The sequence below is a fragment of the Paenarthrobacter sp. CC6 genome, assembly GCF_040560085.1.
In the GTDB taxonomy this organism is placed as follows: Bacteria; Actinomycetota; Actinomycetes; order Actinomycetales; family Micrococcaceae; genus Arthrobacter; species Arthrobacter nicotinovorans.
This window is the reverse complement of record NZ_JARDAN010000017.1, coordinates 61,523-85,696: the sequence shown is the minus strand read 5'-3', so window position 1 is coordinate 85,696 and position 24,174 is coordinate 61,523. Positions and strand designations below refer to the sequence as shown.

Genomic DNA, 24,174 nt, shown 5'->3' with positions numbered 1-24,174 from the left:
GTGTGGCATTCCTTCCAGTGGCTATGCGTGGGTGCGGGCAGCGGCGATGGCGTCTTGCTGCCGGTGAACATGGGAAACCAAGGCACTGTCCCCGGCCAGCCCTGGGCTGAGGAGTGCCAGCAGCGCAGCGGTGCGTTGTTCGCCGTCGAGCGTCTTTGCGGTTTTGATGTCGTCTGCCAGGGGGTCCTGGAAGTCTTCAGCCGCGGACAAGTACGCGGCCCAGGCCGCGATCATGCGGGCAGCGCCGTCTCCTGAACGGCCAAGGGCACGTTCAGCGGCCAGGACAGGCAGGGCGCGCATACGCAATTTGGTGGTTCCGTCCATGGCAATCTGCGCCAGATGATGGGCAATCCGCGAGTTGCCAAAGCGGTCCAGGAGGGCCCTGCGGTATCCGGGAATATCCAGGCCTTCGCCGGGCAGATGGCGGGATGCTTCATCCCAAAATGCCTCCACGGCGGCCTTGCAGGTCCCGTCGGACAGCGCTTCTGCCACGGTTGTGTGGCCCCGGACCAAGCCAGCATAGGCAAGGATTGAGTGCGCTCCGTTGAGGAGCCAGAGCTTACGGTTTTCGTATGGCTCAATGTCGTCCACGAAAACCGCGCCGGCATCCTCCCACCGAGGACGGCCGCCCGGAAAGTCACCGCTGAGGATCCAGTTGTGGAAGGGTTCAGCCACCACGGCGGCCTCATCCCGGTAGCCGCACTGTTCGGCCACTTCCGCAAGGTCCTCCGGAGTGGTGCGCGGCGTGATCCGGTCCACGGAGGTACCGACAAAGCTCACGTTGGCATTGATCCATTCGCCCAGGGCCGGGTCAGTCGCCTCTGCGAGGGCCCGCACCGCCTTCCCGGCAACCAGGCCGTTTTCCGCAAGGTTGTCGCAGCTGACCACGGCGATCGGACCGGCGTCGGCGTCCTTGCGGGCAGCGAGCGCCGTGACCAGACGGGCCAGCGGCGTTTCCGCGCCAACCGCCGCATACGCCGCTTCCGTGATGGTCAGCGTGACCACGACCGTGGCGGGTGCGGCCAGAAGCCCGGCCAGCCGCCCGACGTCGGAACCATCCACGGCTTCCACAATGCTGCCGATGACCTCGAAGGTGTCGCCCGCGCCCGAGCGCTCCACCACAGTGAATACACCGTCCTGCCCGGCCAGCAGGTCAGCCGCGTCGGGCCTGCGTCCGGTGAAGGCCGCGATGCCCCAGTCAGCGGCATCGCCGGCGTGATGGGTGTACCAGGCCTGGTGGGAGCGGTGAAACGCCCCCAGGCCAAGGTGCACTATCCGGACCGGCGGTGTGGCTTGCCCCGGAAACGCGCTGGCGCGGCTGAGCCGCGGGGTCGTCTGGGCACTCACAGTTTGAAGACCCTTCGCGGGGAAGAATCGACGACGTCGACAATCAGCTCGTGTGCGCGGTCCTCACTGATGCGGTGCTCGGCAACGAGCCGTGCCAGGAACGAGGCCTCGATCCGTCGTGAGGCGTCGTGCCGGGCGGGGATGGAGCAGAAGGCGCGGGTGTCATCGATGAACCCGGATGACCTGGAGAAACCTGCTGTTTCCGTGACGGCTGAGCGGAACCGGAGCATGGCATCCGGGGCGTCAAGGAACCACCAGGGCGCCCCGATGTAGACCGAGGGGTAAAAGCCTGCCAGTGGTGCGAGTTCGCGGGAGAAGACGGTCTCATCGAGCGTGAACAACACCAAATGGAAGTCCTTGGCAGTGCCGAAGTCCTGCAGCAACGGCCGGACCGCTTCGGTGTAATTGACGGCGAACGGGATGTCGTGGCCCGTGTCGGCGCCGAAGGCTTCGAACGTGGGCTGGTGGTGGTTCCGGAAGGAGCCTGGATGGATGGTCATCACCAGCCCGTCCTCCACCGACATCCTTGCCATCTGGTACATCATGTGGGCTTCGAAGGCATCACGGTCCAAGGCCGTGGCGTGGCCGGCACGGGCCTTGTCGAACAGGGCCTCCGCTTCGGCCTCGTCCAGTTTCAGGGTTGCCGGTGTCCTCACGCCATGATCTGCGGACACTGCCCCGTGATCCACGAAATAACGACGGCGATTCTCCAAGGCGGTGAGGTATCCCCGGTAACCTGTGCCGCCGTCGGACGCTTCGGCAATGAGCCGATCGACGTTGGCCGCCCACGCCGGGTGCGCGATGTTGATATACGCGTCCGGGCGGAAAGTCGGCAGCACGCGGCCGTGGAAGGACGGATCAGCGGCCAACGCGGCATGGCTGTCCAACGAGTCAAGGGGATCATCGGTGGTGGCCAGGACCTCAATATTGAAGTCCTTGAACAATTCCCGGGGACGGAACCCAGGCTCCACCAGCTTGGCGGAAATGGCATCGAAGCTCGCGTCCGCGGTCTCCGCGGACAACTCCCCCCGCCACCCAAAAACCGACTCGAACTGCGTCCGCAGCCAGTACCCGGAGGCGGTGCCATCGAACAAGGGCCACGCCTCACAGAAGGACCGCCAGATACTGCGCGCCCCCGCCTGCGGCTGCAGCTTTTCCAGCGGAACACCGGAAGCATGAATCAGTCGCGTCACGTAGTGGTCCGGGGTGACCAGCAATGCCGCGGGATCCGGGAACGGCGTGTTCTGTTCGATCACTGCCGCGTCCACGTGGCCATGCGGGGAAATGATGGGCAGGTCCTGGACACGCCCCAGCAAGGAACGCGCGATGCTGCGCGTCCCCGGATCCGCTGGAAGGAGGCGGTCGGGATGGGTGGCAAGGGAATGGGACATGGTCAGCCTTTCGGGATGGAACCGGCGGAGAGATCGGCGCTGGCAGGAACTGACAGTCCGGCCAGCTCTGCTACCCGGCGCAGGTACTGCAGGTTTCCGGCGGTGCGTGCAGTGAGCGGGACGTCCGTGGAGAAGTCCTCTACTGTTACCCATTCGTCGTAGCCCACCTCGGCCAAGGCTTTGAAGTAGCCAAGGACGCTCCCCTGCCCCTCGGCCAGCGGCGCCCACTCATTCACCCAAACAGCAGCTCCGGCTTCGTCACGTTCCTCCGTACGGATCCACCGGGCATTCTTGACGTGGATGTGGGCAAGATACGGGCCGAGCAACTGCAGGGCGGGCAAAGGTGATTCCCAGCCTTCGATCAACAGGTTGCCCAGGTCATGAATGACTCCAACGTGCTGCGGGTCCAGGCCTTCCAGGAGCCTGCGGGCCGATGATGCCGAGGCCGTCACCGTGCCGTGGTGCAGTTCCACGAGTGCCTTGACGCCATGGTGCGCGGCGCGTTCGGCCACCCACTCGTAGTGTTCCCGGGTGGCCGCAAACAGCTCAGGGTAGGACAGGCCGCTGGGCTCGCCGCCCCCCATGGTGGAGTTCCCGAGCGGCAGGACGTTGACCCGGACCTGGCGTGCGCCCAAAGCGGCGGTGGCGGCAAGAACGCGCTCCACGCCGTCGTGATTGTCGCAGCGGGCGTAACCGCCCAGGCCGGAGTACTCCAATCCGGCATCCGTGGTGATCCGGGCAATCTCCGGCAGCGAATCCTCAAGGCCGGTCATGGGCCAGGTGGCCATGTTCCCTGCCCAGAAGCCGGGTTCGGGCGAATCAGCCTGGTCGGTGACCCGCCATTCGATGCCGTGCCAGCCCTGGGCCGCCAGCTCCGTCGCAGCTTCCTGCGGTGACCATTCCGGTGTGGAGGCCGTGAAGACCGAGAATTTCATGCCGTGACCTCCTCAAAGTGGCCGTTGCCGGTCCGAACCTCAACGTCGTTGTACTTGCCTGCAACCACGTCGGCGATGAGCACGGGGCGGCCAAGCGTGGCCGAAACGTACAGCGCGCGTACCGTGGCCAATGCCGTGACGGCATCCTGGATGGTGACGCCTGCCGGCCGGCCGTTCCTGATGGCGTCCACCACGTCCCGGTATTGGCGGATGTGGCCCGCGGGATAGAGGGTTGGGTCCAGCTTTGCCTGCGGTGCGGGGTCCGCGAACCTGGCCAGTTCCGCCTCAGCCTGGTTGCTGGCGCCGGGCATCCCCATCGGTCCACTCTGCGTCTCTTCTTCTGAGGCCGCAGTGTGGAAGAACTGGAGGTTGTCGCTGTCGATGACGGCTGATCCCATGCTGCCCATGACCTGCAGCCTGACGCTCAGCCCCGGGTAGGCGGCGGTGGTGGCGTGAAGTACTGCGAGGGCACCCGATTCAAAGGTCACGGTGGCCACCGCGGTGTCCTCGACTTCAACGCCGGTGTGTGCCAGGAGGGCCGTTTTGGCACTGATTTCGACCGGGGTGCCCAGGAACCACAGCAGGAGATCGACGGTGTGGACGCCCTGGTTCATCACTGCCCCTCCCCCGTCCATGGCCCAGGTGCCACGCCAGGCGCCGGAGTCGTAGTAGCCCTGGCTGCGGTACCAGCTCACGGAGGCGATGGCCGATGTTAGCCGGCCGAAGCGCCCCGCACGATTGGCTTCGTCCACCACGATGCTCGCGGGATCAAAGCGGTGCTGGCTGATGACGCTGGCTACAAGTCCCTTCTCTTCCGCTGCTTTCGCTGCAGCGAGGATTTCGTCGGCGCGGTTGAGGTTCACGTCCAGGGGCTTTTCGATCACCACGTGCTTGCCGGCGTTGAGTACCTCCAGAGCCTGCTCGATGTGCAGTCCGCTGGGGGTAGCAATGATGACAAGATCGACGTCGGCACCTGCGAAAGCTTCGTCCAGACTCCGGAACGTGGCCGGCCGTGCCGCCCCCTGGTCTTCTATGTGCTGGGCCAGCGCGTCTGCAGCTTCCGCGATCTCATCCACCAGGGCCGTGACCTGCAGATCACCGATTTCGGCGACGGATGCCGCATGGGTGCGCCCGATAGTGCCGCAGCCGGCAATGGCGACGTTGAGGATGGGGTTGGACGTTTCGGTGCTCACTTGGTTTCCACTCCTGCTTCGTTAACGACTTTGGCAAAGGCCCGGGCGGCCATCCCGAAAGCGGTCGGTCCCGAAAAACCGCCCAGGCCATGGGCTCCGGCCAGATGTGGTTCAAGGCTCGCGAATCCTTCGAAGCCGTCAGCTTTCAACGCCTCCACGGTGCGGAGCAGATCGCCGTCGCCCTCACCGGCAGGAACCACGACGCCGTCCGCGAACCGTGCGTCTTTGACCTGCAGGTACTCGAGGTGGGGGCGGAGTTTGGCATAGCCCTCGTCGAAGGGCTTGACGCCCACCTGGACGAAGTTGGCCGGATCCCACGCGACTTTCAATGCCGGCGAGTTCACGGACTCGATAATGTCGAGCACACGATCGGGGGTGTCACCGAAAATGTCCTTCTCGTTCTCGTGCAGGAGTACCACTCCGGAGTGTTCAGCGACGTCCGCCAGAGCACGCATCCGCTCGATGACATCGTCCCGGATGCTGTCCACGTCCACGCCTTCTCCGTAGTAGAAGGAGAAGATGCGGATGTAGCGGGAGCCTAGAACTTGCGCTGCGTTGGCTGCACGGCGAAGGCGTTCAACCTCGTGTTCCACCGGCAGCGTCACGTCCACCTTGCCGATGGGGGAAGCAATCGCCGAAACTCCCATGCCTGCCGCATCCAGGAGCTTCTTTAGTTCCGCCAACTGCTCGGGATCAAGGTCCACGATGTTGGTCCCCCAAGCACTGCGGACTTCGATGTGGTTCGCACCCAAAGCCTGGAGCACCGCGATCTGCAGGACCGGGTCGTCGTCGATCTCGTCTCCGAAGCCCGAAAGCGTCCACTGGACTGTTGCTGGACCGGTCATTGCTACTTAACTCCTCCGGCGGTGAGACCGCCCACTAGGTAACGTTGGAAAATCAGGTAGAGAATCACGACGGGCGCCGCACAAACGAGCGAGGCCGCCATCATTTGCCCGTACAGGGGAATGGCTCCACCCTCCTGCGAGGCTCCGAAGACCTGGAGGGCCACTGCTGCGGTCTGGCTGTCGGGCCGGGTCATCACCGAGGCGAAAAGGACATCGTTCCAGCCGAGCAGGAAGGCAAAGATCCCCGAGACCACAATTCCGGGCCAGCTGAGTGGAAGGATGATCCGGACCAGGACGCCCAGGTTGCTGGCGCCGTCGATCCTTGCAGCCTCTTCAAGTTCGCGTGGCAGCCCACGCAGATAGGTGACCATCACCCAGGTGGAGAAAGGCATCGCGAACGTCAGGTAGGTGATGAACAGTCCCCACTGCGTACCGATCACCTGTACGCCAAGGTAGCTGGCGGCCGAGGAAAAGAGCACGAAGACCGGAAGGACCATCAGGGTTCCCGGGACCGACTGCAGGGCAAGAAGTCCACGGAGGATGGAGAGCCGGCCACGGAACTGGTAGCGGACCAGGACATAGGCAATGGAGACGGACATCGCAGCCGAAACCACCGCAGTGGCTCCCGCGACCAGGACACTGTTGCCGAGGCCCTTCGCCAGGCCCACACTGGACCAGATCTTGGTGTAGTTCTCCAGGGAGAACGTGGAAGGCCAGAACTCACCATTTGCCACGCCGATGTCAGAGTTGACCGAGGCCAGGAAGATATAGGCCACGGGGATCAGGACGATGGCACTCAGGACTGTCAGGATGATCGCCAGCATGGGGCCGGGCAGGAGACGGGTTACTTCGTGCTGCCGCCTGGAACCGGGGCGGAACGTGGTTCCGGCCGGGACTCCGCGCGACGTGCCGCGGACCGAGGTGGTTGATGCGCTCACTTCTTGCCTCCCGGCGTCTCGGCGTCGTCCAGTTTGACGGCGCGCAGGTAGATGAACAGCGGAATGGCGATCAGCACCAAGGACACGAACGCCATGGCGGCGCTGAGGCCGAAGCGGAAGCTCTGGAAGCTGGTGACGTAGGTGAGGATCGGAAGCACTTCGACGTCGGACGGCGCCGGGACCCCGAACAGCACGAACGGGAGCGTGAAGTTGTTGATGTGATGGAGCATGCCGATCAGGAAAGCGAGTGCCAACGGCCCCTTGAGATAGGGGAAGATGACGTACCGCAGCTTCTTCCACCACAGCGCTCCGTCCAAGGCGGAGGCCTCGTGTACCTCGTGGTCCACGGATTGCAGGCCGGAAAGGGCCAGCAGGTAGATGAACGGCCAGGAAGCCCAGATCTGGACCAGGATCAGCGTCCAATACGTTTGCGGTCCGTTGAGCCACAATCCACCGTCCATGCCAAAGACACCCAGCGCCGAGTTGACCACTCCGTCCGGCTGGAACATGGTCCGCCACACCGTTGCCACCACGAAGGAGGGCAACACGTACGGGATCAGGAAGATCGAACGGACCAGCGCGCGGCCCTTGAAGGCATTCTGCGTGGCTACAGCCGCGGCGATCCCCAACGGCAACGTGACCACCATGGCGATCAGGGAGTAGCTGACGCTCAACCACACCGAGTGGAGCAGCGGTGAATCAGTCAGGGCCTCCACAAAGTTGTCGACACCAATGAACGGTGCGCTGACCCATTTGCGCAGTGAGTATTGGTCGAGGTTGAGCGCCGACATGTAGATGCCCAGGAACAGCGGGACCACGATGATGACGAACATCAGGACGCCGCCGGGGATCAGCATCCACAGTGGACGGTTGCGCTCACTCAAGCCCTTGCGACGGGCGGGTTTCCGGCCATTGCCGGCCGGCTGGGTGGCTCCTGTGCCTGCGTTTGGTGAGGCACCGGCGTCGAGCGCTGGTTCTGTCGGCCCGGACCGGGCCAGCTGCCCGCGGGCAGCCGGACCAGCCACGGTTTTCATTTCCCTGAAGGAATCAGTGGACATGGGAAACCCTGCCTAGGACTTCGCGGCCCGGTCGAGGGAGGCCTGCCCCTTGGACTGTGCATCCTTCAGCCGTGTCTCCAGTGCGCCGTTATCTACAGAGCCCTTGGCCAGGTCCGGAATGGACTGGACGGTGACGTTCAGGAGTCCCAGCTGGATATCGCCCCAGGCGCCTGTGAAGGGGGTTGCCTTCGACTTGCTCGCGGCATCGGCGATGGGCTGCAGTTTGGGATCAGCCAGTGACGCGAGTGCCTCGGCATTCGCAGGGAGCTCACCGAAGATCTTCTGGTAGTTCAGCTGCTCTTCCTTGGAGGTGATCAGCTCGATGTAGGCGAACGCAAGGTCCTTCTGCTGGGAGTAGTCGGCAACCACTACGTTGTCGCCGGAGAGGATGCTCGCGGCCTTGTCGCCGTCGCCCTTGGGGGAAGATTCCCCGGGAGCCGTAGTGGGCATGATGGAGTAGGCGTACTTACCGGCGATGGCTGACTTGTCCAGGGTGGGGATCGAACTGGATGTGGTCATCATCAGGTATCCGGCCTTGCCGGACGCGAAGGCCGCTACGGCGTTGCTGTTGCTCCAACCGATGGCTGCCGGATCCACTACCTTGTCCTTGGTGAGCCAGCCGAAGTAGGTCTCGTACGCTTTCTTGACGGTGGGGTCATCCATCTTCAGCTTGTCGCCGTCCACCAGGGGGTTTCCTGCCTGCACGGACATGGCCCAGATGAACTTCCACGGGTCGAAGTTGTCCTTGTACCCGGTTGCCAGGCCATAGGTTCCGGTGCCTGCGTTGGTCATCTTCTTGGCCTGTTCGGCAAGCTCATCCCAAGTGGTTGCGGGCTTTTCGATTCCTGCGGCGGCGAGGAGGTCCTTGTTGTACGCCATGACAAACGGGCGGCTGACGAAGGGGATGCCGGCCTGGTGCTCGGAGTCAGGACCTGAAATGCCCAGTGCGGCCGGGTTGAAGCGGTCCTTACCGCCGACCTTCTTCCAGTCATCCTCCGACAACGTCACGAAGGCCTTGGTGGCGTAGGCGGTGGGCGTGAAGGTGGTGCCCAGGCTGTAGACGTCCGGGCCCTGGCCGGAAACAACGGAAGTCTGGATGCGGGTCAGCTCATCGTTGGCTGAAGCAAAGGTCTCGAACTCGACGTCGGCTCCGGTCTTCGCCTTGAACTTTGCGGCGATGTCCTTGAACCATTCCTTCTGCTGCTCGGGGTACTGGTTGTTGACGCCGGTCAGGATGTTCAGTTTCTTGCCCGTTCCGTCAACGGCGCCCCCGGAGCTGTTGGACGTGCTGCTGTTGTCGCTCCCCCCACACGCTGTCAGTGCCAGGGCCGCCGTCAGAGCGACGGCGGCAAGTTTGGCTGATGGTGCAAACCTCATTGTTTCCTCCTTGGATACACAGCCCGTTAGTGGTCTACGTCACAGGGGCTTCGGCATCGAGTCTATGAGTCCGGCAATGGTGCGGCAAGCGGTTGCCAAAAGTTGCCATGAATGGTGCAATCTTCCTATGGCTGAGACAAACGCGCGGGGATCCGCACCCACCATCCGGGACGTCGCCGCATTGGCGGGAGTGGCCACGTCCACTGTCTCCCGGGCCCTGTCCAACCCCGACCGCGTCAACAGGGCCACCCGCGAACGCATCGAAAAGGTGGCTGCCGAGCTCAACTACGTCCCCAGTTCACAAGCCCGTGGACTCAGCTCGGGGCGCACCAACGCAATCGCGCTCCTTGTTCCCGACGTCACCAACCCGTTCTACTTCGACATCATCCGGGGCACCCAGAACCAGCTCAAGGCAGCGGGTTACACGCAGTTGCTGGTTGACACCGAAGAGTCTGCGGAAATGGAGGCCGATACGCTCCAGAAGATGCAGCGGACAGCTGACGGGTTCATCCTGGCCGCCTCCCGCCTCACCGACGCCCAGATACTCGAAGCGGCGACGTCGCAGGCAATCGTCACCATCAACCGGTCATCAGCCAATGCCCCCACAGTCGTCATCGATACCCCGGGCGCCGTCGTCCAGGCGCTTGAGCACCTGACATCACTGGGCCACACCAGGATCTGTTACGTCGGTGGCCCGGCGTCGTCATGGTCGAACGCCAAGCGTTGGAAGACCTTCGAAGACGAAAGCCGCGACAGGGGACTGACGACGTCCCGCGTCGGGCCGTTCACGCCTAAGACGACCTCCGGGGCAGCAGCAGCCGACGCTGCGGCGCGCACCGGGGCAACGGCTTGCATCGTGTTCAACGACCTGCTGGCCATTGGCATGTTGCAGCGCCTCAGGGAACGCGGGATCCGTGTGCCGGAAGACATGAGCATTGTGGGTTGCGACGACATCTTTGGCGCCGACTTCTGCAATCCGCCGCTCACCACCATGGCTTCACCGATTGAACAGGCAGGGCGGGTGGCCGTTTCGATGCTCCTGGCGCAACTCGACCCCCTGCACGCAGGCTCAAGCCGGCGCCTTGCGGTCATGCCCACCCATCTCACCGTGCGGGGGTCAACGGGGCCGGTGTCCCCCAACTAGCTGACACGTGGGCTGGATGTGTGCAATATGGTTGAGCGTCCGCAGCCATGCTGACTAGTGTGGAACACATGCGCGAACTCCAGGCCAAGATCATTGAGGAAATGGGCGTCCAGCCCCGGATCGATCCTGCGGAGGAGATCCGCAAGCGGGTCACCTTCCTGAAGGATTACTTGAAGGCAACAGGAACCAAAGGCTTTGTCCTGGGCATTTCGGGCGGCATCGATTCGTCGTTGGCCGGCCGCCTCGCCCAGCTCGCAGTGGAGGAACTGGAGGCCGAAGGTGTCGATGCAAACTTCGTGGCTGTCCGCCTTCCCTACGGCGTGCAGCACGACGAGGACGACGCCCAGGCAGCACTGGACTTCATCAAGGCCAAGACCGAATGGACCTACAACATTTCCCGGGCTGTTGACGGTTTCGAGGACGAGTTCGAGAAAACCACCGGCGCTCCGATCTCCGACTTCCACAAGGGCAACACCAAGGCACGCGCACGGATGATCGCCCAGTACGCACTGGCCGGCGAACACAACTACCTGGTGATCGGAACCGACCACGGCGCCGAGTCCGTGACGGGCTTCTTCACTAAATTCGGCGACGGCGGTGCGGACATCCTGCCGCTGTTCGGCCTCAACAAACGCCAGAACCGCGCACTCCTTGCCGAGCTCGGAGCTCCGTCGCGCGTCTGGGAGAAGGTCCCCACGGCCGACCTCCTGGATAACAAGCCCGGCCGCACCGATGAGGACGAGCTCGGCATTACCTACGACCAGATCGACGACTACCTTGAAGGCCGCGACATCGACCAGGAGTCAGCGGAACTGATCGAGCAGAAATATCTCCGGACCCGCCACAAGCGGACGGTGCCGGTCACGATCTTCGATACCTGGTGGAAGTAGGCGCAGCCTTCCAGGGACGCCACTAAAGACATCCACGACGGCGGGTGCGGACTTAGCGATAAGTCCGCACCCGCCGTCGTTCTTTAACCCTCCCTCACCTCCCGCGCCCTTCAACCAAACCCTCCCTCACCTCCATTGACACTGCGATAGCTACCGATATATCGTTAACTATCGCCGATACTCCTTCGGTGACAACTATCGAAAGGACGATGCTGTTATGAAAGGCATCCACAATCACGAAGAAAACTCTTTCCCGGAACACGGCGAAGGTCCCCACGGCCGCAGCCGCTTCAACCGCAGTAAGGGCCGTCGCGGTCCGGGCGGGCACGGCGGAGGCGGCTTCGGGCCAGGGCGCGGACCAGGCTTTGGCCCGGGATTCGGCCCCGGCGGATTCGGTCCCGGCGGATTCGGGCCGAGAGGGTTCGGCCCGGGCGGCCCCCGCCGTAACCGCGGCGATGTCCGAGCGGCAATCCTCTCCCTGCTCGCTGAGGCTCCGTCCAACGGCTACGGCCTGATCAAGACCATTGCCGAGAAGACGTCCGGAGCGTGGCGCCCGAGCCCCGGCTCTGTCTACCCCACCCTCCAGCAGCTGGTTGATGAAGAGCTCATCACGGCAGTGGGCGAGGGGCGCCGGACGGAATTCACCCTCACCGATGACGGCCGCGCCTACGTTGCCGAGCATGAGGAAGAACTCGCCAACGCTTGGAATACCGAGGCCGACGGAAACATGCAGGAGTTCCACCAGAGCATCGGCAAGCTGATGGGGGTCATCCACCAGTTCCGCGGCGCGGCCACGGAGGAACAGCGCCGGGCCGCAATCGAGAAGCTGGACGAAACCCGCCGGGCGCTCTACCTGATCCTGGCCGACTAGTGGCAGGCACAATCCCCTTGACCTTGACGTAACGTCAACCTCTAATGTCGAAGCACAAGGAGGAGACGGAGGACAGATGGACTGGTCAATCCAGGAAATCGCAAGGATCGCAGGGACTACCAGCCGCACACTGCGTCACTACGACGACATCGGGCTGCTCAAGCCAAGCCGGACCGGTCATAACGGCTACCGCTACTATGACGGTCCGGCCTTGGTCCAGCTCCAGCGCATCCTCCTGCTCCGGGAACTGGGGCTCGGCCTGCCGGCCATCGCCGAAGTGCTCCATCGCGAGACGGACACGGTCAAAGCACTGAGCAGCCATCTGGAATGGCTCGGCCAGGAGCGGGACCGGCTTGCCCGGCAAATCGCCTCAGTCCGGCAAACAATCGACACGATGCAAGGGGATGGAAAGTACATGGCACAGGACATGTTTGATGGCTTCGACCACACACAGTACAAGGACGAAGTCGAGGAACGCTGGGGCAAGGATGCCTACGCCGCCGGCGATTCCTGGTGGCGCGGCATGAGCGCCGAAGAAAAGCAGCAATGGAAGGACCGTGTCCGGAAGCTCGGCTCGGACTGGATTGCGGCCGCCGAATCCGGCGTCGAACCGGACAGCGCTGAAGCGCAGGACCTCGCGAAACGGCACGTCGAGTGGTTGCGCGGCATCCCGGGAACCCCGACGGCGGCACCTGGCGGAGACGTCAAAGGTTACGTCACGGGCCTGGGCGAAATGTATGTGGCAGATCCGCGTTTTGCCTCCAATTACGGCGGGGAATCCGGGGCCGCTTTTGTGCGGGATGCCCTGCGTATCTACGCGGAAAGAAACCTCTAGGCGGTCGGGATGCGCTGATCCGGGTTTGGCAATAGTCTGGCCGAATGGGTACAAGCACCGTAAAAACCGGCGAACAGGCTGACAGGCAGACACGCATCCTCGAAGCAGCCCTGGAGTTGCTGTCCCGCCACGGCATTTCGGGCATCAACATGCGTGCGGTGGCGCGCGAAGCCGGCGTCGCCCTGGGGCTTGTGAACTACTACTACGAGGACAAGTCGAGCCTGATCCGTGCGGTGCTGCACCAGATTGAGGAACACGACCTTCTGTTGGTGGAGCCCGAACCGGCTTCAAATCCCGAGGAGCAGCTGCGGGAGGCTCTTCGGCGCGTTGCCGACCCCGGACTCCTGACAACGAGGTATCTGTCCCTTCGCCTTCACTTGTGGGCCCTCGCCCAGGCCGATGAGGAGTTCGCACAAATCAACGCCGCAGCCTTTGACCGGTACCTGCAGGGGCTGGCTGCACTGATCGGAAACGCAGTTCCCGGGCTCTCCGCCGATGAATGCAAGGCCCGGGCGGACGACGTCGTCGTCGTGCAAAACGGCATGTGGCTCACCACGCTTCTGGGCATCGACAAGGCGGCCATCGAGCGGGGAATTGCGCGTACTGAGGAGATTGCTTTTGGCCGGACCGTGGGGACCTGAGGAAACAGCCACTGTCCCTGAAGCCTCAGCCGGCAGACCCTATGCTGGACACCATGGATAGTCCCTTGGCACATTCTCCGGTGCAACCCGTCAAGTCGCTGCTTTACTGGCGCAAGAGCAAGGTGAACGGAGCTGCGACCGTCCCGGTGATCCTGGCTCTGGATCCCTCCGGAATACTGACCATGAAGGATGCCGGGCCGGAGATGGTTTTCGCTGCGCCGGTGAGCCAAGTCTCGGTCCGCTTTACAAGCTGGGGAACAATGATAGTTCAGGCCCAAGGCCGGCAGCACGACATCGTCGGCGTCGGCGCATCGTTGTCCCCCAGCCCTTCCGCAGCGCAGCTGGATGAACTTGCCGTAGCCCAGGGAGGAAACACGGGTAACGATGGAACTGCGACCCGGTTGGGTTCCTCAGGTGCAGCCCTGAGCGCGGTGGACGGGATGGGAACTGCCGCAGGCGTTGCCGGAGGTATCGCCATGGAATACGCCTACTTCCGTGGACTGGAAGCAATCAAGGCGTGGCAGGAAACCTTGCCCTTGGCCGGTGCCTCTGTCAAGAAGAGTTCCATGAAGGCCATGAAATACTTCACGGCTGCTGTCCTCGCGGCCTTGGTCATCGCCCTGTTGGTGGGCATGTTCATCAAATAGCTTCGGGCGCAAATTACTCCACCGTCACCATCACCGACGGCCAGCCCGAGGCGCCGTCAGGTACAGGATCTGCGCGCTTTTCCGTTTGGACTTCTCCGGTACCGTCGGTGGCGCGGGCCTTGACGTAATGGATCCCGGGTGTGGCATCCCATTCATAGGACCACTGGCGCCAAGTAATTGTGGATGCCTCATCGGAGAGGGTTGCTTCGACCCACTCGCCGTCGTCGATCTGCACTTCCACCTTGGTGATTCCCCGCGTCTGCGCCCATGCACTGCCACCCACGGCGACCTTGCCTGCCGGGAATTTCGCAAAGGACTTGGGTACGTCCACACGTGCCATCGTCTTGATGGGGCCGCGCTCCGACCAGCCACGCTCAGTCCAGTACGCCTTACTGTCCGCGAAGCGGGTGACTTCCAGGTCCACCACCCATTTAGTGGCTGAAACGAACCCGTACAGCCCCGGAACCACCATCCGCACAGGGTATCCGTGCTCCACCGGAAGCGGCTCCCCATTCATGCCGATCGCCAGCATGGCATCGCGGTCATCCTGAAGGACCTCGAGCGGGGTGGAAGCACTGAAGCCGTCGATGGATTTCGAAAGCACCATGTCCGCGCCTTCCTTGGGTTTGGCCCTGGCCAGGACCTCACGGATGGGAAGGCCCAGCCACTTGGCGTTGCCTGCCAACTTTCCGCCCACAGGGTTGGACACGCAGGTCAGCGTCACATGCGATTCGATCAGTTCGGCATCGAGCAGGTCCTGGAAGCTGAGGGTGACCTCTTCCTCGACCATTCCGTGCACCCGCAATTGCCAGTCATCAACGTTGATTTCCGGGACACTCAGGGCGGTATCAATACGGTAGAACTCGCTGTTGGGTGTCAGCCATGGAAAGACTCCCTCAACCGGGGATTGGACGCCGGCCGGCACGGGAGGCGCGGCCTTGACCGGCGCGGGGAGCTTCAGCGCGTTCCGGGCCTCGGCTATGTTGTTGCGCGCGGCTCCGAGCAACCGCCCACCGGTTGCGGCGATGCCGGCAGCCACCGCGGTGATTCCGGCAGCGGCAAAGAAACGACGGCGGCTGGTCCCGGCGGTGCCAACGCCGGCACTGCCGTTGCGGACTTCGGCGTCGGCCGCCATGTCCGCGGGAGCTTCCGGCCACGCCTTCATCCCCCACAACGGCACCATGAGGCGCCGCAGGACAAGAAGCCCGGCGATGGTTCCCAGGATCGAGGGGATGGCGTCGGCGAAACCCACCCCTGCACGGGTCAGGACGCAGGCCACGATCACTGCGCCCATGAACAGCACGCCCAGGACGCCGAGGGCCCACTTACGGTAGGCCACCACACCCAGTACGCAGGCAAGCACGGCGATGGTTACGCCCATGCCCACGAACAGGGCGGCCTTGTCGTTGGTGCCGAACGTGGCGATCGCAAAGTCCTTCATCCAGGGCGGCGTGAAGTCGATGAAGGTGGATCCCAGTGCAAACACCGGGGTTGCCCTGGCAGTGAAGAACGCGCCGATCAGTTCCGCTACGGCGAGCACGACGCCGGCCGACACCACGCCTGCCAGCGCCGCCATGCTGTCGGTACCTCTGGTCCGGGATCCAAGCTTTTTCATGCAACTGATTCGTAGCGGCCCGGGTCTTGGATGGGTTGACGAATGCCGCGTCACCGGAAGGACGAGACAGCTACCACTTTGAACACCTGTTCATGATTTTCCTTGAACAGATGTTCAAAGTGAACTAACCTGCTTCGTATGACCCAAGCCACATTTTCTGATTCCGCATCCACTCTTTTCATCAACGGATCGTGGGAGCCGGCTGCGTCCGGCGCGGTCCGCGACATTCACAACCCAGCCGACGGCGAGTTGGTCGCCACGGTATCCGAGGGCGGCCGCGAAGACGCCGAGCGCGCAATTGCCGCAGCCCGCGCCGCCTTCGACTCCGGAGTCTGGTCCTCCGTCCCGGCCCCCGAGCGGGGCGCATTCCTGCTCAAAGTCGCCGCGGAACTGCGCGAACGCCGCGAGAAGTTCGCCCGCGCAGAATCCCTGGACACCGGCAAGCGCATTATCGAGAGCCGGATCGACATGGACGACATCGCGGCCTGCTTCGAATACTTCGGCAGGCTCGCGGGCCAGCAGCCGGGCCGCGTTGTGGACGCCGGAAATCCCGACGTCGTCAGCCGGATCGTCTACGAACCCGTAGGCGTCTGCGGCCTGATCACACCGTGGAACTACCCCCTGCTGCAAGCAGCCTGGAAGATCGCCCCGGCACTGGCCGCCGGCTGCTCTTTCGTCCTCAAGCCCGCCGAGCTGACGCCGTCCACCGCCATTCTCACCATGCAGCTCCTGAAGGATCTTGGCCTGCCCGACGGCGTCGCGAACCTTCTCACCGGACCCGGCCGCAAGGTGGGCGCACCGCTGACGGAACATCCCGACGTCGACCTCGTTTCCTTCACCGGCGGCCTGGAAACCGGCAAGAGCATCGCCGCGGCCGCAGCCGCCACCGTCAAGAAGGTGGCGCTGGAACTCGGCGGCAAGAACCCCAACGTTGTCTTCGCCGACGCCGACTTCGATGCCGCCGTCGACAACGCCCTCAACGGAGCCTTCGTCCACTCCGGGCAGGTTTGCTCCGCCGGTGCCCGACTGGTGGTGGAGGAGTCCATCGCAGAACGTTTTGTCGACGAGCTTGTCCGCCGCGCCGAAACCATCCGCCTGGGCGGGCCGTTCGATGAGGACGCCGAAACCGGCCCGCTGATCTCCGCCGAACACCGCGACAAAGTCCACGAGTACGTCCAGCGCGGCATCGCGGAAGGCGCCCGGCTGCGGACCGGCGGCTCGGCGCCTGAAGGACAAAAGTACGACGCCGGGTTCTACTACCAGCCGACCATCCTGGACCGCGTCACCCGGGGAATGTCTGTGGTGGTCGACGAGGCGTTCGGCCCGGTCGTAACGGTGGAGACCTTCCGGACCGAGGACGAAGCCGTGGCCATCGCCAACGACACCATCTACGGACTGGCTGGAGCTGTCTGGACGCAGGACGCCGGCAAGGCACAGCGCGTGGCCGGCCGGTTGCGCCACGGCACCATCTGGATCAACGACTACCACCCCTACCTCCCCCAGGCGGAGTGGGGCGGCTTTGGCCAATCGGGAGTAGGCCGCGAGCTCGGCCCCACCGGCCTGGCTGAGTACCAGGAAGCCAAGCACATTTACCAGAACACCAGCCCCCAGGTGACCGGCTGGTTCGCTGACCACGGCAAGGAGAACTAGATGCACAGCGACAACATCGAAACCCTCGGCGAGCGCGCGTTCGACTACGTCGTCATCGGCGGCGGGTCCGCAGGGGCCGCGGTTGCCGCCCGGTTGAGCGAGGATCCGGACGTGACGGTGGCCCTCGTTGAAGCCGGTCCGGATGACCGCAACCTGCCCGAAATCCTGCAGCTGGACCGCTGGATGGAACTGCTGGAGTCGGGGTACGACTGGGACTACCCGGTGGAACCACAGGAGAACGGCAACTCCTTCATGCGTCACGCCCGCGCCAAGGTCATGGGCGGCTGCTCCAGCCACAACTCCTGCATAGCTTTCTGGGCTCCCCGCGAGGACCTGGACGAATGGGAATCCAAGTACGGGGCCACGGGATGGAACGCCGACGCCGCCTGGCCGCTGTACAAAAGGCTCGAAACGAACGAGGACGCCGGCCCTGACGCTCCCCACCACGGCGATTCCGGCCCCGTCCACTTGATGAATGTGCCCCCGGTGGACCCGGCCGGAGTGGCCCTGCTGGACGCCTGCGAGCAGACAGGGATCCCCCGGGCCAAGTTCAATACGGGCACCACTGTTGTGAACGGAGCCAATTTCTTCCAGATCAACCGCCGCTCGGACGGAACCCGCTCGTCCAGCTCGGTGTCCTACATCCACCCGATCATTGACCGCCCCAACTTCACGCTCCTCACGGGCCTCCGGGCCCGCCAACTGGTGTTCGACGCGGACAAGCGCTGCACCGGCGTCGACGTGGTTGATTCAGCCTTCGGCCGCACCCACCGCCTCTCGGCACATCGCGAGGTAATCCTCTCCACCGGCGCCATTGATTCCCCGAAGCTCCTCATGCTCTCCGGCATCGGCCCCGCCGACCACCTGGCGGCCCATGGCATCGAGGTGCTGGTGGATTCGCCCGGCGTGGGCGAGCACCTGCAGGACCACCCGGAAGGCGTCGTACAGTTCGAAGCCAAGCAGCCGATGGTGCAAACCTCCACCCAATGGTGGGAAATCGGGATCTTCACCCCCACCGAGGAGGGATTGGACCGTCCGGACCTGATGATGCACTACGGCTCGGTCCCCTTCGACATGAACACCCTGCGCTACGGCTACCCCACCACGGAGAACGGCTTCAGCCTCACCCCGAACGTCACCCATGCCCGTTCCCGCGGGACTGTGCGGCTCCGCAGCCGGGACTTCCGGGACAAGCCCATGGTGGATCCCCGGTACTTCACCGATCCGGAAGGCCATGACATGCGCGTCATGGTGGCCGGGATCCGCAAAGCCCGGGAAATCGCGGCCCAGCCGGCCATGGCCGAATGGGCCGGCCGGGAGCTCTCCCCCGGCATCGAAGCGCAGACCGACGAGGAACTGCAGGATTACATCCGCAAGACGCACAACACTGTCTACCATCCCGTCGGGACAGTCCGCATGGGCCCGGTGAGCGACGACATGTCGCCCCTGGATCCCGAGCTGCGCGTCAAGGGCGTAACGGGCCTTCGCGTGGCCGACGCCTCCGTTATGCCCGAACACGTCACGGTAAACCCCAACATCACCGTGATGATGATTGGCGAGCGGTGCGCAGACCTCATCCGCGCCGGCCGGTTGGGCGAAACGACGACGGCGGAGGCGGACTTCAGCTTGTCCCTTGCCTGAGCGGGCACGGGACATCATCCGAAACCAGCGGTGAAGCGGGCGCGCCTTCACCGGCGCTTCCGCGCACCCCCAGGGGCGCGGCGGTGAACGGAAAGGCGCGCGCATTATTCTTGAACATTTGTTCATTCACAAGTCTTGAACGCATGTTCAAACTGAACTAACCTGCTTCTTATGACCCACGCCACACTTAAACGGAAGTGGCTTGGCGGACCGGCCCGGACATCGACCACCTCGAACGTCCCGGCCAGCCACGCAACATCAACGGGGGAAACAGCCTGAGGCACGCAGATGTGCCCGGCCTTTTGATTTCGACTGCGACCAATGGCGGCCGCAGGTCATCACCATTCGTGCATGTCTGAGTTAGGAGTTCGAATGTCAGAACCCAGCAAATTAGGACCCTGCAAGAGCGATGCAAGCGGTATGGACGAGTTTGGCTATGCCCAAACCCTGGACCGCAGCATCGGAAAGTTTGCCAGCTTCGCAGCCGGCGTCAGTTACATCTCCATCCTCACCGGCGTTTTCCAACTGTTCTACTTCGGCTTCTCCACGGCCGGTCCCGCGTACGCGTGGTCATGGCCCATCGTGTTCGTCGGCCAACTCATGGTTGCCCTGTGCTTTGCGGAATTGGCCGGACGCTACCCCGTGGCCGGCTCGGTCTACAACTGGGCCAAGCGGCTCTCAACAGGAACCTGGGCGTGGCTGGCCGGATGGCTGCTGCTGCTCTCGTCCATCATGGCGCTGGGATCTGTTGCCCTGGCCCTTCAAATCACCTTGCCGCAGATCTGGAGCGGTTTCCAACTGGTCGGCGACGGTACCGGTCCGTACGACTTCGCCGTCAACGGGGTCATCCTTGCCAGCATCATGATCGGCATCTCCACGCTCATCAATGCGTTCGGCGTAAAGCTCATGACCATGATCAACAGCGTGGGCGTGTTCGTGGAACTGGTGGCGGCCGTCCTGCTCATCGTGGCCCTCATCTGGCACTCCGTGCGCGGACCGGAAGTTCTCCTGGACACCGCCGGGTTCGGCGAGGAACACCCCTTGGGCTTCTTCGGCGTGTTCCTCATCGCCGCAATGGCTTCCGGCTACGTCATGTACGGATTCGATACCGCCAGTTCACTCGGTGAAGAAACCAAGGACCCCAAGCGCACGGCCCCCAAAGCGATCCTGCGTGCCGTCACAGCATCCTTCCTGCTGGGCGGGCTGCTCCTCCTGGGCGGAATCCTGGCAGCCCCGGATCTTTCCGATCCCAAAATCGGAGCGGCCGATGGCGGCTTGCAGTACATCGTACTTTCGGTGCTGGGCGGCCCCTTCGGCAAGGCCTTCCTTGTCTGCATCGTCGTGGCCGTCGTCGTCTGCACCCTGGCCGTCCACGCAGCCGCCATCCGGATGATGTTCGCCATGGCGAGGGACAACAACCTTCCCTTCAGCCGCCAGCTCAGCAAAGTGCATCCCACCCGGAAAACCCCCACGGTGGCCGCCATCGTCATCGGCGTCGTGGCAGTGATCCCGCTGATCGTCAACATCTCGCAGCCTGCAATCTTCACTATTCTCTCCAGCATCAGCATCGTCCTGATCTACCTCTCCTACCTGCTGGTCACCGTGCCGATGCTGCGGCGCCGGTTCCTCAAAAAGTGGCCACTGAAGGACGACGGATCAGAACCCGGATTCAGCCTCGGCAAGTGGGGGCTGCCCGTGAACATCCTGGCAGTCCTGTGGGGCGGCGCGATGACGCTGAACCTGGTGTGGCCGCGACCGGAGATCTACAACTCAGTCCCGCCCTTCGAGTGGTACCTGCAATGGGGCGGTGTGATGTTCGTTGCCGCAGTGGTGGTGGGCGGAGCCCTCCTCTACCGCCTCCGCATCAGGCACAAGACAGGGGTCCTGGCCGAACACGCTGCCGTGCCGGCTGCCGCGCCGGAAGACCAGGCAGACCCGGCAAAGGCCGACCCCTCCCTCGCCGCGGCCCGCAATTCCTAGCAAGCACACCCCTGGCAATCACACCCCATAGCAAGCACGACAAGGGCATCCCTTCGCTGGTTCCGCACCAGCGAAGGGATGCCCTTTCCACTTTTAGACGAACGCCGATTTCCCCGTCACCGCGCGGGCCACGATCATCGAGTTGATCTCGTAGCTGCCCTCGTAGGTGTAGAGGATTTCGGCGTCACCGAACAGCTTTCCCATCTCGTAATCGGTGGTGATTCCGTTCCCGCCCAGGAGGGACCGGCCCATGGCCACCGATGAACGCGCCAGGCGTGTGGTGGTGGCCTTGCACATGGCGGCCTGCACCATCTGGAGCTTTCCCGCCTGCTGGATCCGCGCCAGTTCAACCATCATGGACAGGGAAGCATTGGCGTTGCCCAGGATGTCGGCGAGCTGCTGTTGCACCAGCTGGAAGCGGGCGAGTTCCTTGCCGAACTGCTTCCGCTCCAAGGCGTAGGACCGCGCAATATCAAAAGCGGCCAACTGGATGCCCGCAGCCTGCCAGCCCACCCACGCACGGGAATCCCGCAGGAGATCGTTCGCCCGGGAGAACTCTGTTGCGCCCGGCAGGAGGTTCGACGCCGGGATCCGGACCTCCTCCAGGACAATATCGGCATTCTGCATGATGCGGAGGCCGATTTTGTTGGAGATTTTCGTCGCAGAATAGCCCGGCCGGTCCGTTTCAACAATGAAGCCCTTGACGTGGCCGTCGGAAACATCACGCGCCCAGACCAAAGCGAAGTCGGCGATGGTGCCGGCCCCGATCCAGCGCTTGGCACCGCTGATGACCCATTCGCCGCCGTCGCGCCGCGCCGTCGTCGAGAGTCCGCCGGCGATATCCGAACCGTGGTCCGGTTCCGTCAACGCGAAGGCGCCCAGCTGGGTGAAAGCCTGCAGGCCGGGCAGCCACTTGCGCTTCTGCTCCGGGGAGCCGAGCTCGTTGATCATGCCGACGATGAGTTCATTGTGGATGCCCACCAACGCGGAAAGGGACACGTCGGCGCGTGCAACTTCGGTGTACATGAGCCCCTTGAACAGCTGCGAGGAGCCGTCCGTTTGCAGCCCACCCAGCCCGAACCCCGCCATCTCCGCGAGCAGTCCGAAGGGAAATTCTTCCCGGTTCCAGTAGTCGATACTGGCTGCACGGACGTGTGACTGCAGGAACTCCCTGATCTGCACGTACCGCTCCCGTTCCCCGTCGGGGAGCAGGTCGACCACGTGCATGAGGTCCGCCTCCGGGTAAGGAGGGAGGACGCGTTCTGAAGCTGGACCGCTGGTAACGGTGCCGGCAGCTTTTTGCTCGAGCATTAGACCCCTTCGTCATGTCCCGGAAGGCTCTTCCAAACCCTTGGATGTCCTAGTATATTGCAAGGTGATGTGGACCACTAGGCGGGATGCCGGGCAAGGGTGCCCTGGCAATCCCACAGCGAAAGGCGGACTATGACAGTCACAGAAGACTTCCGTGCGGCCCGCGACCGGCTGCTGGCATTGCGCGAGGACTACGCGACCGCGCACGCAGAATTCCAGTGGCCCCGCTTCGATGAGTTCAATTTCGCCTTGGATTGGTTCGACCAACTCGCAGCGGACGGGGAACGGGGCAACAAGCCCGCGCTCATCATCGTGGAGCAGGACGGCAGCTCCACGCGGCGCACGTTCAAGGAACTGTCGGACAGATCGTCACAGCTCGCCACTTGGCTCCGCGGCCAGGGGGTACGGCGCGGCGACCACATGATCATCATGCTCGGCAACCAGGTGGAGCTCTGGGAACTCATGCTGGCGGGCATCAAGCTGGGCATCGTCATGATCCCCACCACCACGCTCATGGGAGCCAGGGACCTCCAGGACCGTGTAGAGCGCGGCGGCGCAGCCTGGGTGGCGGTCGGCAGTGCCAACATCGGCAAGTTCGCCGACGTCGAGGGCAACTACCAACTCATTGAGGTTGGCGCGGAGCGCACCAACGCGGACGCCAAACAGTACACGGATTCCTACGACGCCGGCACGGACTTCACTCCCGACGCACCCACCAAGGCGGACGAGACCCTTCTGCTCTACTTCACGTCCGGCACCACATCCCGCGCCAAGCTGGTGGAGCACACCCACACTTCCTACCCAGTGGGCCACCTTTCCACCATGTACTGGATCGGCTTGGAACCGGGCGACGTGCACCTGAACGTCGCGTCCCCGGGCTGGGCAAAGCACGCCTGGTCCAACGTCTTCACACCATGGATCGCCGAGGCTACGGTCTTCATCTACAACTACGAACGCTTCGACGCAGCAGCCCTCATGGAACAAATGGGCCGCGAAGGCGTGACAAGTTTCTGCGCCCCGCCCACCGTGTGGCGCATGCTCATCCAGGCCGACCTCACGCAGCTGGCCACCCCGCCACGGAAGGTAGTCTCGGCAGGCGAACCGCTCAACGCGGAGGTCATCGGCCAGGTGGAGCAAGCCTGGGGCGTCACCATCCGCGACGGCTTCGGCCAAACCGAATCGACAGTCCAGATCGCCAACACCCCCGCCCAGCCGGTCAAGATCGGCTCCATGGGCCGGCCGCTGCCCGGGTACGACGTCGTCCTCGTGGACCCGGTCACCGGAGAGGAAGCCGACGACGGCGAACTTTGCCTACGCTTGGACCCCAGGCCCGTGGGGCTGATGAAAGGCTACTTCGGCGATGCAGCCAAGACGGCCGATGCCTTCCGCAACGGTTATTACCACACCGGCGATATGGCCAGCCGGGACGCCGACGGGGTGATCACCTACGTCGGCCGGGATGATGACGTCTTCAAGTCCTCCGACTACCGGTTGTCCCCCTTCGAGCTCGAAAGCGTCCTGATCGAGCATCCCGCTGTGGCGGAGGCCGCCGTCGTGCCTTCGCCTGATGCCGTGAAATTGTCGGTGCCGAAAGCTTTTGTGGTGCTGGCCGCGGGCTACGAGCCCGGCCCTGCCGTGGCGGAGGACATCCTTAAATACTGCAGGGAACAACTTGCACCCTTCAAGCGGATCAGGCGCCTGGAGTTCGGCGAATTGCCCAAAACGATTTCAGGCAAGATCCGGCGGGTGGAGCTCCGGGGAACGGAAGTTGCCCGGCATGGAGACGGTCCGCTTCCCACAGGTTTAGGGGTGGAATACACCGAAGAAGAGTTCCCGAATCTGAAAGACTAAGCACCCGAGCAACC

The 24,174-nt window shown here is 63.6% G+C and carries 20 protein-coding genes; 10 read left to right on the top strand and 10 right to left on the bottom strand.

Going from position 1 to position 24,174, the window contains the following annotated elements:
- Positions 1 to 21: 21 nt before the first annotated feature.
- From PV760_RS16485 to PV760_RS16450, 8 genes are read right to left on the bottom strand one after another with little or no spacing between them, the layout of a single operon-like run.
- Positions 22 to 1,347 carry a mannitol dehydrogenase family protein gene (locus PV760_RS16485; protein WP_354628268.1) on the bottom strand — a complete coding sequence of 442 codons (1,326 nt, stop codon included), beginning with the start codon at positions 1,345 to 1,347 and terminating at the stop codon, positions 22 to 24.
- Positions 1,344 to 2,738, bottom strand: coding sequence for a glucuronate isomerase (gene uxaC / locus PV760_RS16480; protein ID WP_039239477.1), 1,395 nt, complete (start codon positions 2,736 to 2,738; stop codon positions 1,344 to 1,346). The genes PV760_RS16485 and uxaC overlap by 4 nt, the downstream gene beginning before the upstream one ends.
- A gap of 2 nt (positions 2,739 to 2,740) precedes the next feature.
- Entirely contained in the window at positions 2,741 to 3,673 is a 933-nt protein-coding gene (locus PV760_RS16475) for a sugar phosphate isomerase/epimerase family protein (RefSeq protein WP_193590783.1), read from the bottom strand.
- The gene (locus PV760_RS16470) at positions 3,670 to 4,866 is read right to left on the bottom strand and encodes a Gfo/Idh/MocA family protein (RefSeq protein ID WP_018779461.1); all 1,197 of its coding nucleotides are present in this window, start codon (positions 4,864 to 4,866) and stop codon (positions 3,670 to 3,672) included. The genes PV760_RS16475 and PV760_RS16470 overlap by 4 nt, the downstream gene beginning before the upstream one ends.
- A complete protein-coding gene (locus tag PV760_RS16465) occupies positions 4,863 to 5,711 on the bottom strand; it encodes a sugar phosphate isomerase/epimerase family protein (protein ID WP_079582481.1) in 849 nt (282 codons plus the stop codon). The genes PV760_RS16470 and PV760_RS16465 overlap by 4 nt, the downstream gene beginning before the upstream one ends.
- A gap of 2 nt (positions 5,712 to 5,713) precedes the next feature.
- On the bottom strand, positions 5,714 to 6,649 hold the full coding sequence (locus tag PV760_RS16460; RefSeq protein ID WP_018779463.1) for a carbohydrate ABC transporter permease: 936 nt from the start codon (positions 6,647 to 6,649) through the stop codon (positions 5,714 to 5,716).
- Positions 6,646 to 7,707 (bottom strand): carbohydrate ABC transporter permease, encoded by a 1,062-nt coding sequence (locus PV760_RS16455; RefSeq protein WP_039239471.1) that lies wholly within the window; start codon positions 7,705 to 7,707, stop codon positions 6,646 to 6,648. The genes PV760_RS16460 and PV760_RS16455 overlap by 4 nt, the downstream gene beginning before the upstream one ends.
- Before the next feature lie 12 nt (positions 7,708 to 7,719).
- Positions 7,720 to 9,084 (bottom strand): ABC transporter substrate-binding protein, encoded by a 1,365-nt coding sequence (locus PV760_RS16450; RefSeq protein WP_354628267.1) that lies wholly within the window; start codon positions 9,082 to 9,084, stop codon positions 7,720 to 7,722.
- A 127-nt stretch (positions 9,085 to 9,211) separates the two neighbouring features.
- Here PV760_RS16450 and PV760_RS16445 point away from each other — a divergent pair, with 127 nt between their 5' ends.
- The 6 genes from PV760_RS16445 (at position 9,212) to PV760_RS16420 (ending at position 14,112) form a co-directional block, all read left to right on the top strand.
- The gene (locus tag PV760_RS16445; RefSeq protein WP_018779466.1) at positions 9,212 to 10,228 is read left to right on the top strand and encodes a LacI family DNA-binding transcriptional regulator; all 1,017 of its coding nucleotides are present in this window, start codon (positions 9,212 to 9,214) and stop codon (positions 10,226 to 10,228) included.
- A 68-nt stretch (positions 10,229 to 10,296) separates the two neighbouring features.
- The gene (gene nadE, locus PV760_RS16440) at positions 10,297 to 11,118 is read left to right on the top strand and encodes an NAD(+) synthase (protein WP_039239469.1); all 822 of its coding nucleotides are present in this window, start codon (positions 10,297 to 10,299) and stop codon (positions 11,116 to 11,118) included.
- Positions 11,119 to 11,335: 217 nt separating this feature from the next.
- The gene (locus PV760_RS16435; RefSeq protein ID WP_018779468.1) at positions 11,336 to 11,989 is read left to right on the top strand and encodes a PadR family transcriptional regulator; all 654 of its coding nucleotides are present in this window, start codon (positions 11,336 to 11,338) and stop codon (positions 11,987 to 11,989) included.
- 76 nt (positions 11,990 to 12,065) lie between these two features.
- Positions 12,066 to 12,824, top strand: a complete 759-nt coding sequence (locus PV760_RS16430) for a MerR family transcriptional regulator (RefSeq protein ID WP_281445283.1) — start codon at positions 12,066 to 12,068, stop codon at positions 12,822 to 12,824.
- Positions 12,825 to 12,868: 44 nt separating this feature from the next.
- Positions 12,869 to 13,465 (top strand): TetR/AcrR family transcriptional regulator, encoded by a 597-nt coding sequence (locus PV760_RS16425; protein WP_354628266.1) that lies wholly within the window; start codon positions 12,869 to 12,871, stop codon positions 13,463 to 13,465.
- Positions 13,466 to 13,518: 53 nt separating this feature from the next.
- Positions 13,519 to 14,112, top strand: a complete 594-nt coding sequence (locus PV760_RS16420) for a hypothetical protein (protein ID WP_354628265.1) — start codon at positions 13,519 to 13,521, stop codon at positions 14,110 to 14,112.
- Between the two features lie 13 nt (positions 14,113 to 14,125).
- On the opposite strand, the gene PV760_RS16415 is transcribed toward PV760_RS16420, so the two are convergent.
- The gene (locus PV760_RS16415) at positions 14,126 to 15,727 is read right to left on the bottom strand and encodes a molybdopterin-dependent oxidoreductase (protein ID WP_026267410.1); all 1,602 of its coding nucleotides are present in this window, start codon (positions 15,725 to 15,727) and stop codon (positions 14,126 to 14,128) included.
- Between the two features lie 138 nt (positions 15,728 to 15,865).
- Between PV760_RS16415 and PV760_RS16410 the strand changes: the two genes are divergently transcribed.
- The 3 genes from PV760_RS16410 to PV760_RS16400 all read left to right on the top strand — a co-directional run bounded on the left by PV760_RS16410 (position 15,866) and on the right by PV760_RS16400 (position 20,998).
- Positions 15,866 to 17,377 carry an aldehyde dehydrogenase family protein gene (locus PV760_RS16410; protein WP_018779473.1) on the top strand — a complete coding sequence of 504 codons (1,512 nt, stop codon included), beginning with the start codon at positions 15,866 to 15,868 and terminating at the stop codon, positions 17,375 to 17,377.
- Complete coding sequence (locus PV760_RS16405) at positions 17,378 to 19,018, top strand: GMC family oxidoreductase (RefSeq protein WP_281444780.1); 1,641 nt, start codon at positions 17,378 to 17,380, stop codon at positions 19,016 to 19,018. It abuts the gene before it with no gap.
- 372 nt (positions 19,019 to 19,390) lie between these two features.
- Complete coding sequence (locus PV760_RS16400; RefSeq protein WP_052247096.1) at positions 19,391 to 20,998, top strand: APC family permease; 1,608 nt, start codon at positions 19,391 to 19,393, stop codon at positions 20,996 to 20,998.
- A gap of 93 nt (positions 20,999 to 21,091) precedes the next feature.
- On the opposite strand, the gene PV760_RS16395 is transcribed toward PV760_RS16400, so the two are convergent.
- Positions 21,092 to 22,309: an acyl-CoA dehydrogenase family protein gene (locus PV760_RS16395; RefSeq protein ID WP_354628264.1), complete on the bottom strand. Its 1,218-nt coding sequence runs from the start codon at positions 22,307 to 22,309 to the stop codon at positions 21,092 to 21,094.
- A 132-nt stretch (positions 22,310 to 22,441) separates the two neighbouring features.
- Between PV760_RS16395 and PV760_RS16390 the strand changes: the two genes are divergently transcribed.
- The gene (locus PV760_RS16390; RefSeq protein ID WP_079582487.1) at positions 22,442 to 24,160 is read left to right on the top strand and encodes an AMP-binding protein; all 1,719 of its coding nucleotides are present in this window, start codon (positions 22,442 to 22,444) and stop codon (positions 24,158 to 24,160) included.
- Positions 24,161 to 24,174 lie beyond the last annotated feature (14 nt).

Excerpts from the sequence above, each read along its gene's own strand:
- PV760_RS16415 (WP_026267410.1), bottom strand. The coding sequence starts at position 15,727 with ATGAAAAAGCTTGGATCCCGGACCAGAGGTACCGACAGCATGGCGGCG.
- PV760_RS16445 (WP_018779466.1), top strand. The coding sequence starts at position 9,212 with ATGGCTGAGACAAACGCGCGGGGATCCGCACCCACCATCCGGGACGTC.
- nadE (WP_039239469.1), top strand. The coding sequence starts at position 10,297 with ATGCGCGAACTCCAGGCCAAGATCATTGAGGAAATGGGCGTCCAGCCC.
- PV760_RS16435 (WP_018779468.1), top strand. The coding sequence starts at position 11,336 with ATGAAAGGCATCCACAATCACGAAGAAAACTCTTTCCCGGAACACGGC.
- PV760_RS16405 (WP_281444780.1), top strand. The coding sequence starts at position 17,378 with ATGCACAGCGACAACATCGAAACCCTCGGCGAGCGCGCGTTCGACTAC.
- PV760_RS16430 (WP_281445283.1), top strand. The coding sequence starts at position 12,066 with ATGGACTGGTCAATCCAGGAAATCGCAAGGATCGCAGGGACTACCAGC.
- PV760_RS16465 (WP_079582481.1), bottom strand. The coding sequence starts at position 5,711 with ATGACCGGTCCAGCAACAGTCCAGTGGACGCTTTCGGGCTTCGGAGAC.
- PV760_RS16450 (WP_354628267.1), bottom strand. The coding sequence starts at position 9,084 with ATGAGGTTTGCACCATCAGCCAAACTTGCCGCCGTCGCTCTGACGGCG.
- PV760_RS16400 (WP_052247096.1), top strand. The coding sequence starts at position 19,391 with ATGTCAGAACCCAGCAAATTAGGACCCTGCAAGAGCGATGCAAGCGGT.
- PV760_RS16425 (WP_354628266.1), top strand. The coding sequence starts at position 12,869 with ATGGGTACAAGCACCGTAAAAACCGGCGAACAGGCTGACAGGCAGACA.
- PV760_RS16395 (WP_354628264.1), bottom strand. The coding sequence starts at position 22,309 with ATGCTCGAGCAAAAAGCTGCCGGCACCGTTACCAGCGGTCCAGCTTCA.
- PV760_RS16455 (WP_039239471.1), bottom strand. The coding sequence starts at position 7,707 with ATGTCCACTGATTCCTTCAGGGAAATGAAAACCGTGGCTGGTCCGGCT.
- uxaC (WP_039239477.1), bottom strand. The coding sequence starts at position 2,738 with ATGTCCCATTCCCTTGCCACCCATCCCGACCGCCTCCTTCCAGCGGAT.
- PV760_RS16475 (WP_193590783.1), bottom strand. The coding sequence starts at position 3,673 with ATGAAATTCTCGGTCTTCACGGCCTCCACACCGGAATGGTCACCGCAG.
- PV760_RS16410 (WP_018779473.1), top strand. The coding sequence starts at position 15,866 with ATGACCCAAGCCACATTTTCTGATTCCGCATCCACTCTTTTCATCAAC.
- PV760_RS16420 (WP_354628265.1), top strand. The coding sequence starts at position 13,519 with ATGGATAGTCCCTTGGCACATTCTCCGGTGCAACCCGTCAAGTCGCTG.
- PV760_RS16390 (WP_079582487.1), top strand. The coding sequence starts at position 22,442 with ATGACAGTCACAGAAGACTTCCGTGCGGCCCGCGACCGGCTGCTGGCA.